A 12,935-nucleotide genomic window follows, 5' to 3' on the forward strand; every position below is an offset into this window, starting at 1 on the left:
AGAGGAGAAGATGCAACCAGAATTTTTAGAAAGTGCGGAGTTTTACCATCGTCGTTATCATAATTTTTCCAGTCGGGTGATTGTACCCATGACGCTTTTGCTCGTGTTTTTACTTGGCTTTGCAGTCTTTGCAGAGAAGGAGATTAGTTTGTCTACCAGAGCGACTGTCGAACCTAGTCGGATCATTGCCAATATCCAATCGACTAGCAATCAACGCATTGTGGCTAATTATCTAGAAGAAAACAAACTAGTCAAGCAGGGAGATCTCCTCGTTCAGTACCAGCAAGGGGCTGAAGCTGTTCAAGCTGAAGCATACGCCAGTCAGTTGGAGATGTTAAAGGATCAAAAAAAGCAGTTGGGTTATTTGCAATCCAGTTTGAAAGAGGGAACTGATCAATTTCCAGAGGCGGATAAGTTTGGTTATCAGGAGATGTTTCGAGACTATCTCAGCCAAGCTAGTAGTCTTAGGAGTAATGTTTCTCAGCAAAATGCCAACATCTCCTCTCAAAATGCGGCAGCAAGTCAGAGTCAGGCCGAGATTGGCAATCTTATCAGCCAAACGCAGGATAAAATTCGAGATTACAAAACAGCTAAGTCGGCGATTGAAACAGGAGCTCAACTGGATAGTCAAAATGCGGCCTACTCTTTTTATCAGACCTATAAAAACCAAGCTGGAGAAGATCCGCAATCCAAATCGCAAGTTATTGCACAGGTGGATGCACAAATCGCCCAGCTAGAGTCTAGTTTAGCTACTTATCGTGTGCAGTATGCGGGATCTGGAGCTCAACAAGCCTACGCAACGGGACTGGATAGTCAACTTGAATCCCTCAAGTCCCAGCACCTAGTCAAAGTCGGTCAGGAGTTAACCCTTTTGGATCAGAAAATTTTAGAAGCAGAGTCTGGTAAGAAAGTCCAAGGAGGTCTGCTGGACAAGGGGAAAATTACAGCAAGTGAGGATGGGGTGCTTCACCTTAATCCTGAAACCAGTGATTCTACCATGGTCGCAGAAGGAACCCTGCTAGCCCAACTCTACCCATCCTTGGAGAAAGAAGGGAAAGCCAAACTCACAGCCTATCTCAGTTCAAAAGATGTTGCAAGGCTTAAGGTAGGTGATTCTGTTCGCTTTACTACAACCAAGGATGCCAACAAAGAGCTCGTTCTTGTTTCTGCGATTACGAATATTGATGCGACAGCTACTAAGACTGAAAAGGGAAATTTCTTTAAAATAGAGGCGGAGACAAGTCTGACTCCTGAACAAGCAGAAGAGCTTCGCTACGGTTCAGAAGGACGTTTGACACTAATCACAGGAAAGAAAAGTTATCTGCGATACTACTTAGATCAATTTTTAAACAGAGAATAATGTTTGTTTTTAACGCGATATTATACTTTTAAAACTGTAAAATGTTTTGGTTTTACAGTTTTTCTTAATATTTAAAAGAGGTATCTTCGCCGTCGTTCGCAAATTCTTGCTATTTCCGTTATTTTGTAGTAGAATGAAGTAAAGAAATACGAAAGGCGAACTTTAAAATGTCAAAAGAATTGATCTATTCGGGAAAAGCCAAGGATATCTATACAACTGAGGATGAAAATCTCATTATTTCAACTTACAAGGATCAGGCGACTGCTTTCAACGGTGTCAAGAAGGAGCAGATTGCGGGCAAGGGAGTGTTAAATAATCAGATTTCATCTTTTATTTTTGAGAAATTAAATGCGGCTGGTGTAGCGACTCACTTTGTGGAGAAACTTTCGGACACGGAACAGCTCAATAAAAAGGTTGAGATTATTCCTTTGGAAGTTGTGCTCCGCAACTACACGGCTGGTTCCTTTTCAAAACGTTTTGGTGTGGATGAGGGCATCGCCTTGGAGACTCCGATTGTTGAATTTTACTATAAAAATGATGATTTGGATGATCCCTTTATCAATGACGAGCATGTGAAATTCCTTAAAATTGCGGATGACCAGCAGATTGCTTACTTGAAGGAAGAAACCCGTCGTATCAATAAACTTTTGAAGGCTTGGTTTGCTGAGATTGGTCTTAAATTGATTGACTTTAAGCTAGAGTTTGGTTTTGACAAGGATGGTAAGATTATCTTGGCAGACGAGTTTTCACCAGATAACTGCCGTTTGTGGGATGCAGATGGCAACCACATGGACAAGGATGTTTTCCGTAGAGGACTCGGAGAATTGACAGATGTTTATGAGATTGTCTGGGAGAAATTGCAGGAGTTGAAGTAATAACCTAAAGGCTGTTTGGGAATATTGCAAGAGCTGAAATAAAGGAATAAGAATTGATGAATAAACGTATTTTTGTTGAGAAAAAGGCCGATTTTCAGGTTAAGTCAGAGAGTTTGGTAAGAGAACTCCAGCATAACTTGGGGCTTTCAACCCTGAAAAGTATTCGCATTGTGCAAGTTTATGATGTCTTTGACTTGGCTGAGGACTTGTTTGCGCCTGCAGAGAAACACATCTTCTCTGAGCAGGTGACAGACCATGTCTTGGACGAAGCGGTTGTGCAGGCGGATCTTGCCAATTATGCTTTCTTTGCTATTGAAAGCCTGCCTGGTCAATTTGACCAACGTGCAGCTTCTTCGCAAGAAGCCTTGCTTTTACTGGGAAGTACGAGTGATGTGACGGTCAATACAGCCCAACTGTACTTGGTTAATAAAGATATTGATGCGACTGAGTTGGAAGCAGTCAAGAACTACCTGCTCAACCCAGTTGATTCTCGTTTCAAGGACATCACGACAGGAATTGCCAAGCAGGAATTTTCAGAGTCAGACAAGACCATTCCAAAATTGACTTTCTTTGAAAGCTATACGGCAGAAGACTTTGCCCGCTACAAGGCAGAGCAAGGGATGGCCATGGAAGTGGATGATTTGCTCTTTATCCAAGACTACTTCAAGTCAATCGGGCGCGTGCCGACGGAAACAGAGCTCAAGGTTTTGGACACTTACTGGTCTGACCACTGCCGTCACACGACTTTTGAGACCGAGTTGAAACAGATTGATTTCTCAGCTTCTAAATTCCAAAAGCAGTTGCAGGCGACTTATGAAAAGTATATTGCCATGCGTGAGGAGTTGGGCCGTTCTGAAAAACCGCAAACCTTGATGGATATGGCGACTATTTTCGGTCGTTATGAGCGCGCTAATGGTCGTTTGGATGATATGGAAGTGTCTGACGAAATCAATGCTTGCTCGGTTGAAATCGAAGTGGACGTTGATGGTGTCAAGGAACCTTGGCTCCTCATGTTCAAAAACGAAACCCACAACCACCCAACGGAAATTGAACCATTTGGTGGGGCTGCTACTTGTATCGGTGGTGCCATTCGTGACCCATTGTCAGGTCGTTCCTACGTTTACCAAGCCATGCGTATCTCAGGTGCAGGTGACATTACAGCGCCGATTTCGGAAACGCGTGCTGGTAAATTGCCACAACAGGTCATTTCTAAGACAGCGGCTCATGGTTATTCTTCTTACGGGAATCAGATTGGTCTTGCGACGACCTACGTTCGTGAGTACTTCCACCCAGGCTTTGTAGCCAAACGCATGGAGCTTGGTGCCGTTGTTGGTGCTGCTCCCAAGGGCAATGTTGTCCGTGAAAAACCTGAAGCGGGCGATGTGATTATCCTCCTTGGAGGTAAGACTGGGCGTGATGGTGTCGGTGGTGCGACAGGGTCTTCTAAGGTTCAAACAGTTGAATCGGTTGAAACAGCTGGTGCTGAAGTTCAAAAAGGAAATGCCATCGAAGAGCGCAAGATTCAACGTCTTTTCCGTAATGGCGATGTCACTCGTCTTATTAAGAAATCCAATGACTTTGGTGCTGGTGGTGTCTGTGTAGCCATCGGTGAATTGGCAGACGGTCTTGAAATCGACCTCAACAAGGTTCCTCTTAAATACCAAGGCTTGAATGGTACAGAAATTGCCATCTCTGAATCACAAGAACGGATGGCGGTTGTGGTTCGTCCTGAGGACGTAGATGCCTTCGTTGCAGAATGTAATAAAGAAAATATTGACGCTGTTGTGGTTGCGACAGTGACTGAAAAACCAAATCTTGTCATGCACTGGAATGGTGAGACAATCGTGGACTTGGAACGCCGTTTCCTTGATACCAATGGTGTGCGTGTCGTTGTCGATGCCAAGGTTGTGGACAAGGATGTCAAGCTTCCAGAAGAGCGCAAGACAAGTGCTGAAACCCTTGAAGCGGATACTCTTGCAGTCCTATCTGACCTCAACCATGCGAGTCAAAAAGGCTTGCAGACTATCTTTGACTGCTCGGTCGGTCGTTCAACGGTTAACCACCCACTTGGTGGTCGCTACCAACTCACGCCAACTGAGGCATCTGTGCAGAAATTGCCAGTTCAACACGGCGTGACTCATACTGCGTCTGTCATGGCTCAAGGGTTCAACCCTTATCTAGCAGAATGGTCTCCATATCACGGGGCTGCCTATGCAGTTATCGAAGCGACAGCTCGTTTGGTGGCTACTGGTGCCAACTGGTCTAAGGCTCGTTTCTCTTACCAAGAGTACTTCGAGCGGATGGACAAGCAAGCAGAGCGTTTCGGTCAGCCAGTAGCAGCTCTTCTAGGCTCTATCGAAGCACAAATCCAACTTGGCTTGCCATCTATCGGTGGTAAGGACTCTATGTCTGGTACCTTTGAAGAATTGACCGTACCACCAACCTTGGTTGCCTTTGGGGTGACGACAGCGAATAGCCGCAAGGTACTCTCTCCAGAGTTCAAGAATGTTGGTGAAAACATCTACTACATCCCAGGTCAAGCCCTCTCTGCAGAGATTGATTTTGACTTGATTAAGCAAAACTTTGCTCAATTTGAAGCCATCCAAGCTGGACACAAAGTAACATCTGCATCAGCTGTTAAATACGGAGGTGTCCTTGAAAGCTTGGCACTTGCTACCTTTGGAAATCATATCGGTGCAGAGGTGACCTTGCCTGAATTTGAAACAGCCTTGACAGCTCAATTAGGTGGATTTGTCTTCACATCTCCTCAAGAAATCGCTGGAGTAGAGAAGATTGGACAAACAAGCGCAGACTTTACACTCCTTGTCAACGGTGTGAAGCTAGATGGACACAAACTTGACAGTGCCTTCCAAGGAAAATTAGAAGAAGTCTACCCTACTGAATTTGCACAAGCTAAAGAATTGGAAGAAGTGCCAGCTGTCGCTTCTAACGCAGTCATCAAAGCCAAGGAAAATATTGAAAAACCGGTGGTTTATATCCCAGTCTTCCCAGGAACCAACTCAGAATATGACTCAGCTAAGGCATTTGAAAAAGAAGGTGCAGAGGTTAACTTGGTGCCATTTGTGACCTTGAATGAAGAAGCTATTGTCAAGTCAGTTGAAACCATGGTTGACAATATCGGCAAGGCAAACATTCTCTTCTTTGCAGGTGGCTTCTCAGCTGCGGACGAACCAGATGGATCAGCTAAGTTTATTGTCAATATCCTGCTCAATGAAAAAGTGCGTGCAGCCATTGATAGCTTTATCACTCGCGGTGGCTTGATTATCGGTATCTGTAATGGATTCCAGGCCTTGGTCAAATCAGGTCTTCTTCCATATGGAAACTTTGAGGATGCTAATAGTACTAGTCCAACCCTTTTCTACAATGATGCCAACCAGCACGTGGCCAAGATGGTGGAAACTCGAATTGCCAATACCAACTCACCATGGTTGGCTGGAGTGCAAGTGGGCGATATCCATGCCATCCCAGTATCGCACGGTGAAGGGAAGTTTGTCGTGACGGCTGAGGAATTTGCAGAGCTCCGCGACAATGGTCAAATCTTTAGCCAATACGTTGACTTTGATGGCAAACCAAGTATGGATTCTAAGTACAATCCAAATGGTTCTGTAAATGCCATCGAAGGAATTACTAGCAAGAATGGTCAAATTATCGGTAAGATGGGACACTCAGAACGTTATGAAGACGGTCTCTTCCAAAACATCCCAGGAAATAAAGACCAGCACCTGTTTGCATCGGCTGTGCGTTATTTCACAGGGAAATAAAAGGTATAAAAAATGACATACGAAGTAAAATCTCTTAATGAAGAATGTGGTGTTTTCGGTATCTGGGGACATCCAGATGCTGCTAAATTGACCTATTTTGGTCTCCATAGTCTTCAGCACCGTGGTCAGGAAGGGGCAGGAATCCTCTCCAATGATCAGGGGCAATTGAAGCGTCATCGTGACATGGGGCTTTTATCAGAAGTGTTCAGAAATCCAGCTAATTTGGATAAATTGACAGGAACGAGCGCGATTGGGCATGTGCGTTATGCGACTGCTGGCGAAGCTTCTGTGGATAACATCCAGCCCTTCCTCTTTCGCTTTCATGATATGCAGTTTGGACTTGCTCACAACGGAAACTTGACCAATGCCGAATCGCTCAAAAAAGAATTGGAACAAAGAGGAGCAATTTTCAGTTCAACTTCAGACTCGGAAATCTTGGCCCACCTCATTCGTCGGAGTCACAATCCGAACTTGATGGGCAAAATCAAGGAGGCGCTCAGTCTTGTAAAAGGTGGCTTTGCTTATATCTTGCTGTTTGAGGACAAGTTGATTGCGGCGCTTGACCCTAATGGCTTCCGTCCGCTTTCGATTGGGAAAATGACCAACGGAGCGGTGGTGGTTTCGTCAGAAACCTGTGCCTTTGAAGTCATTGGTGCCGAGTGGATTCGCGATGTAAAACCAGGGGAAATTGTGATTGTGGATGACAATGGGATTCAGTACGATAGCTATACGAATGATACCCAGTTGGCGATTTGTTCTATGGAGTATATCTACTTTGCTCGCCCTGATTCTAATATCCATGGTGTTAATGTCCATACAGCTCGTAAGAGAATGGGGGCACAATTAGCGCGTGAATTCAAGCATGAAGCAGATATCGTGGTTGGTGTGCCCAATTCTTCACTCAGCGTAGCCATGGGCTTTGCGGAAGAATCAGGTCTGCCAAACGAAATGGGGCTGATCAAAAACCAATACACCCAGCGTACCTTTATCCAACCGACTCAAGAATTGCGGGAGCAAGGGGTGCGGATGAAACTGTCTGCTGTTTCGGGCGTTGTCAAAGGCAAACGTGTGGTCATGATTGATGATTCCATTGTTCGTGGGACAACTTCTCGCCGCATCGTTCAGCTTTTGAAAGAAGCAGGTGCGTCTGAGGTTCACGTTGCTATTGGAAGTCCAGCGCTAGCTTATCCATGCTTCTACGGGATTGATATCCAGACGCGTCAGGAGCTGATTGCGGCTAATCATACGGTCGAAGAAACTCGCCAAATCATTGGAGCGGATAGCCTGACCTATCTTTCGATTGATGGCTTGATTGATTCGATTGGTATTGAAACAGATGCGCCGAACGGTGGTCTCTGTGTCGCTTACTTTGACGGCGACTACCCAACTCCTCTCTACGACTATGAGGAAGACTATCGTAGAAGTTTGGAAGAAAAGACCAGTTTTTACAAATAGGCGGATAACGATTTTCCATTAAAGAAAAGGAATGAATAAAATGACGAATAAAAATGCTTATGCGCAGTCTGGTGTGGATGTTGAAGCGGGTTATGAAGTTGTTGAACGGATCAAAAAGCACGTAGCTCGTACGGAGCGTGCAGGTGTTATGGGAGCTCTAGGTGGTTTCGGTGGCATGTTTGACCTTTCAAAGACAGGGGTCAAAGAACCCGTCTTGATCTCAGGGACTGACGGTGTCGGAACTAAGCTCATGCTAGCTATCAAGTATGACAAGCACGATACTATCGGTCAGGACTGTGTGGCCATGTGTGTCAATGACATCATCGCTGCAGGTGCGGAGCCCCTCTATTTCCTTGACTACGTCGCAACTGGTAAGAATGAACCAGCTAAACTAGAACAAGTCGTTGCTGGTGTGGCAGAAGGTTGTGTGCAGGCAGGCGCTGCCCTCATCGGTGGGGAAACGGCTGAAATGCCTGGTATGTATGGCGAAGATGACTATGACTTGGCAGGTTTTGCGGTCGGTGTGGCTGAAAAATCTCAAATCATCGACGGTTCAAAAGTGGTAGAAGGAGATATTCTTCTCGGACTTGCTTCAAGTGGAATTCACTCCAATGGTTACTCACTCGTGCGCCGTGTCTTTGCGGACTATACAGGTGAGGAAGTCTTGCCAGAATTGGAAGGCAAGAAACTCAAGGAAGTCCTTCTTGAGCCGACTCGTATCTATGTCAAGGCTGTCTTGCCACTCATCAAGGAAGAGCTGGTCAACGGTATTGCCCACATCACAGGTGGTGGTTTTATCGAAAATGTCCCTCGTATGTTTGCAGCTGACTTGGCTGCAGAGATTGAGGAAGAAAAAGTTCCAGTCCTTCCGATTTTCAAGGCTCTTGAAAAATACGGTGAAATCAAGCATGAAGAAATGTTTGAAATCTTCAATATGGGTGTGGGACTCATGTTGGCAGTTAGCCCTGAAAATGTAGGTCGTGTCAAGGAATTGCTGGATGAACCAGTCTATGAAATTGGTCGCATCGTCAAGAAAGAAAACGAAAGTGTCATCATCAAATGAAAAAAATAGCGGTTTTTGCCTCTGGTAATGGCTCAAATTTTCAGGTGATTGCCGAAGAATTTCCATTGGAGTTTGTTTTTTCAGACCATCGTGACGCCTATGTGCTCGAGCGTGCAGACAAGCTCGGCGTTCTGTCCTATGCTTTTGAACTCAAGGAGTTTGAGAACAAGGCAGACTACGAAGCAGCTCTTGTCGAACTATTGGAAGAACACCAGATTGACTTGGTTTGCCTAGCAGGATATATGAAAATCGTTGGGCCAACTTTGCTCGCTGCTTACGAGGGTCGGATCATTAACATTCATCCGGCCTACCTACCAGAATTTCCAGGAGCTCATGGAATTGAGGATGCTTGGAATGCTGGTGTTACTGAGAGTGGCGTGACCATTCACTGGGTGGACTCAGGTGTGGATACAGGCAAGGTCATCAAACAAGTCCGTGTGCCACGTCTAGCAGATGATACTATCGAAAGCTTTGAAGCTCGGATTCATGAGGCAGAGTACAAGTTGTATCCAGAGGTGCTGGATAGCTTGGGAGTGGATAGGAAGTAAATTTTGAATAATAAAGCTGTTAAGACTTTACTAGACAAAGTTAAAGAATTTGAAGAATTTTTTAATGAGTATGAAAAACAATTTTACCCTAAAGTAATAAAAATTAGAAATAAATTTCTAATTAGCTTAATTGTATTTATTACCCTAATGTTAACAAGTTATGTAGTTTGGTTGTGGGATTTTGGTGATTTGTGTATTAAAATAGCTTCTCTTATTTTTACTATGTTTTCTTTGATGTACTTTATTTATCTCAGTCGAAAATTTGATAAAATTTCAGATGGAAAACCTAATAAATTTGAAGAGCTATGTAGAGAAATAAAGTATGAATTGATTCTTATGTATGGAGAAAAAGCTAGTTATGCTGTGAAGTTGTTAATAGCTGATTTGACAGATAAACAGGATAATAAAATTAAGAAGTATGAAAGTTTAGTAAAGTCGATAGGCATAGTTGGTATAATTTTGGTAACGTCTTTTATCACTTTGGCTTTAAATAAATTATTTGTTGCAGATGAGACAGCTATTTCTGTTGAAACATTTTTGGGTTTAATTTTAATCGTAGCTATAATAGTATGGTTGATTAATTTCATAGATAGTGGAATAAAAAATATTATTAAATACCCTATATGGGGTAAAGCTTCAAAAGAAGTGTATCTAATAGATATTTTATACGAAGTTAAATATATGGTTTTAGAAAAGGAGAACAAATGACTAAACGCGCCTTAATCAGCGTCTCAGACAAAGCGGGCATTGTTGAATTTGCCCAAGAACTTAAAAAACTTGGTTGGGACATCATCTCGACAGGTGGGACTAAAGTTGTCCTTGATAATGCTGGGGTGAAGACCATTGCTATCGATGATGTGACTGGTTTCCCAGAAATGATGGATGGTCGTGTCAAGACTCTCCACCCAAATATCCACGGTGGTCTCCTTGCTCGTCGTGACTTGGATAGCCACTTGGAAGCGGCTAAGGACAATCAGATCGAGCTCATTGACCTTGTAGTGGTCAACCTCTATCCTTTCAAGGAAACGATTCTCAAACCAGATGTGACTTATGCGGAAGCCGTTGAAAACATCGATATTGGTGGTCCATCTATGCTTCGCTCAGCAGCGAAGAACCACGCTAGTGTAACTGTTGTGGTAGATCCTGCAGACTATGCAGTGGTTTTGGACGAGTTGTCAGCCAATGGTGAAACGACTTACGAAACTCGCCAACGTTTAGCAGCCAAGGTTTTTCGTCACACAGCGGCTTATGACGCCTTGATTGCAGAATATTTCACAGCTCAAGTGGGCGAAGCAAAACCAGAAAAGCTCACTTTGACCTATGACCTCAAACAAGCCATGCGCTATGGGGAAAATCCTCAGCAGGACGCTGACTTCTACCAAAAAGCTTTGCCGACTGACTATTCGATTGCTTCAGCGAAACAGCTCAACGGTAAGGAATTGTCCTTCAATAACATTCGTGACGCGGATGCGGCCATCCGTATTATCCGTGATTTCAAAGATCGTCCAACCGTTGTGGCTCTCAAACACATGAACCCATGTGGAATTGGTCAAGCTGATGACATCGAAACTGCTTGGGACTATGCTTATGAGTCTGACCCGGTGTCTATCTTTGGTGGAATTGTCGTCCTTAACCGTGAGGTGGATGCTGCGACTGCTGAGAAGATGCACGGCGTTTTCCTTGAGATCATCATCGCACCAAGCTATACGGATGAAGCGCTAGCCATTTTGACCAACAAAAAGAAAAACTTGCGTATCCTTGCCTTGCCATTTGACGCTCAAGAGGCTAGTGAAGTGGAAGAGGAATACACAGGTGTGGTCGGTGGACTTCTGGTGCAAAACCAAGACGTGGTCAAGGAAAGCCCAGCTGACTGGCAAGTAGTGACTAAACGCCAACCAACCGAGACAGAAGCGACAGCTCTTGAGTTCGCTTGGAAGGCTATCAAGTACGTCAAATCAAACGGAATCATCGTGACCAACGACCACATGACACTTGGTGTTGGCCCAGGTCAAACCAACCGAGTGGCTTCTGTTCGCATCGCCATTGACCAAGCTAAAGACCGCCTTGACGGAGCTGTTCTTGCTTCCGATGCCTTCTTCCCATTCGCCGATAACGTGGAAGAAATCGCTAAAGCAGGAATTAAGGCTATCATCCAGCCTGGTGGCTCTGTCCGTGACCAAGAATCCATCGAAGCTGCTGACAAATACGGCTTGACCATGGTTTTCACAGGCGTAAGACATTTTAGACATTAAGAAGACAAAAGGGAAGAAAACAGTTTCTTTCCTTTTTTTGCCTAAAACGCGGAGCGGAACAAGATTAAAACGAACGTTTGTGATATAATGTTAGTAAATAATTCGCAAAAGAGGTTGAAAGATGAAGCTATTAGTTGTCGGTTCGGGTGGTCGTGAACATGCGATTGCCAAGAAGTTGCTTGAATCAAAAGACGTTGAAAATGTCTTTGTAGCTCCTGGAAATGACGGGATGACTCTGGATGGTTTAGAATTGGTAAATATCTCTATTTCCGAACATTCTAAGTTAATTGAGTTTGCAAAGGCCAACGATATTGCTTGGACCTTCATCGGGCCAGATGATGCCCTTGCTGCTGGTATCGTGGATGACTTTAATCAAGCTGGGCTCAAAGCCTTTGGCCCGACCAAAGCTGCAGCGGAGCTAGAGTGGTCTAAGGATTTTGCTAAGGAAATCATGGTCAAATACGGCGTTCCGACAGCAGCCTATGGCACATTTTCAGATTTCGAGGCAGCTAAGGCTTATATCGAAGAAAAAGGTGCCCCAATCGTAGTCAAGGCGGATGGTTTGGCGCTTGGGAAGGGCGTCGTCGTTGCTGAGACGGTTGAGCAAGCGGTCGAAGCCGCACATGAGATGCTCTTAGACAATAAATTCGGTGATTCTGGTGCGCGTGTGGTCATCGAGGAATTTCTTGACGGAGAGGAATTTTCACTTTTTGCCTTTGTCAATGGTGACAAGTTCTACATCATGCCAACGGCTCAGGACCACAAACGTGCTTACGATGGCGACAAGGGCCCTAACACGGGCGGGATGGGTGCCTATGCGCCAGTTCCTCACTTGCCACAGAGCGTGGTTGATACGGCGGTTGACACCATTGTCAAGCCAGTCCTTGAAGGGATGATCAAAGAAGGTCGTCCTTATCTTGGTGTCCTCTACGCGGGGCTTATTTTGACTGCTGGCGGTCCTAAAGTCATCGAGTTCAACGCTCGTTTTGGAGATCCAGAAACACAAATTATCTTGTCTCGTCTGACCTCCGATTTTGCACGAAATATCACGGATATCCTCGATAGCAAGGAGCCAAACATCACTTGGACGGATAAGGGTGTGACTCTGGGAGTGGTTGTCGCGTCAAACGGCTATCCGCTTTCTTATGAGAAAGGTGTCAAGCTTCCAGCCAAGACCGAAGGTGACATCATCACCTACTATGCAGGGGCTAAGTTTGCGGAAAATAGCAGAGCACTGCTATCCAACGGCGGACGTGTCTATATGCTCGTCACCACAGCCGATACCGTCAAAGAAGCCCAAGATACCATCTACAAGGAACTCGACAAACAAAACACAGAAGGCCTCTTCTACCGAACAGATATCGGAAGCAAGGCTATAAAGTAAAAGTATAAAAATAACGCGACGAAGTCGCCAAATACGATAATGGTCGTTTGACTTGCGAGCATTAGCGAGCTAATATAGAGCAATCACCGCCGTTGTGAAAGAACGATTGGATTATAAGTCAATCGTTCAGGGAAATCGGAAGACCTTGGGCTTCCGATTTAGGCATGAAACACCTTTGGTGGCTGCTGCCGTCCCTCACAACCTAAGGTGATTGTT

10 protein-coding genes are annotated in these 12,935 nt (G+C 44.8%); all 10 read left to right on the forward strand.

What is annotated here, in order from left to right; all coding sequences use genetic code 11:
- Positions 1-10 precede the first annotated feature (10 nt).
- The 10 genes from comB to E2R31_RS10090 all read left to right on the forward strand — a co-directional run bounded on the left by comB (position 11) and on the right by E2R31_RS10090 (position 12,930).
- Positions 11-1,360, forward strand: coding sequence for a competence pheromone export protein ComB (comB, locus tag E2R31_RS00120; RefSeq protein ID WP_132972234.1), 1,350 nt, complete (start codon positions 11-13; stop codon positions 1,358-1,360).
- A gap of 167 nt (positions 1,361-1,527) precedes the next feature.
- On the forward strand, positions 1,528-2,235 hold the full coding sequence (purC, locus tag E2R31_RS00125) for a phosphoribosylaminoimidazolesuccinocarboxamide synthase (RefSeq protein WP_132972236.1): 708 nt from the start codon (positions 1,528-1,530) through the stop codon (positions 2,233-2,235).
- 56 nt (positions 2,236-2,291) lie between these two features.
- Positions 2,292-6,017 (forward strand): phosphoribosylformylglycinamidine synthase, encoded by a 3,726-nt coding sequence (locus E2R31_RS00130; protein ID WP_132972238.1) that lies wholly within the window; start codon positions 2,292-2,294, stop codon positions 6,015-6,017.
- 12 nt (positions 6,018-6,029) lie between these two features.
- The gene (gene purF, locus E2R31_RS00135) at positions 6,030-7,472 is read left to right on the forward strand and encodes an amidophosphoribosyltransferase (protein WP_132972240.1); all 1,443 of its coding nucleotides are present in this window, start codon (positions 6,030-6,032) and stop codon (positions 7,470-7,472) included.
- A 40-nt stretch (positions 7,473-7,512) separates the two neighbouring features.
- Positions 7,513-8,535, forward strand: a complete 1,023-nt coding sequence (purM, locus tag E2R31_RS00140) for a phosphoribosylformylglycinamidine cyclo-ligase (protein WP_084947514.1) — start codon at positions 7,513-7,515, stop codon at positions 8,533-8,535.
- Entirely contained in the window at positions 8,532-9,083 is a 552-nt protein-coding gene (gene purN, locus E2R31_RS00145; RefSeq protein ID WP_084947512.1) for a phosphoribosylglycinamide formyltransferase, read from the forward strand. Before purM ends, purN begins: the two co-directional genes overlap by 4 nt.
- A 3-nt stretch (positions 9,084-9,086) precedes the next feature.
- Positions 9,087-9,791 (forward strand): hypothetical protein, encoded by a 705-nt coding sequence (locus E2R31_RS00150; protein ID WP_084947509.1) that lies wholly within the window; start codon positions 9,087-9,089, stop codon positions 9,789-9,791.
- Positions 9,788-11,335 carry a bifunctional phosphoribosylaminoimidazolecarboxamide formyltransferase/IMP cyclohydrolase gene (gene purH, locus E2R31_RS00155; protein WP_084947506.1) on the forward strand — a complete coding sequence of 516 codons (1,548 nt, stop codon included), beginning with the start codon at positions 9,788-9,790 and terminating at the stop codon, positions 11,333-11,335. The genes E2R31_RS00150 and purH overlap by 4 nt, the downstream gene beginning before the upstream one ends.
- A gap of 121 nt (positions 11,336-11,456) precedes the next feature.
- Positions 11,457-12,719, forward strand: a complete 1,263-nt coding sequence (purD, locus tag E2R31_RS00160; protein ID WP_084947504.1) for a phosphoribosylamine--glycine ligase — start codon at positions 11,457-11,459, stop codon at positions 12,717-12,719.
- Between the two features lie 94 nt (positions 12,720-12,813).
- A complete protein-coding gene (locus E2R31_RS10090; RefSeq protein ID WP_080641271.1) occupies positions 12,814-12,930 on the forward strand; it encodes a phosphoribosylaminoimidazole carboxylase in 117 nt (38 codons plus the stop codon).
- Positions 12,931-12,935: the final 5 nt, after the last annotated feature.

Origin of the sequence: Streptococcus downii (assembly GCF_004353325.1) — a bacterium.
Taxonomy (GTDB): Bacteria; Bacillota; Bacilli; order Lactobacillales; family Streptococcaceae; genus Streptococcus; species Streptococcus downii.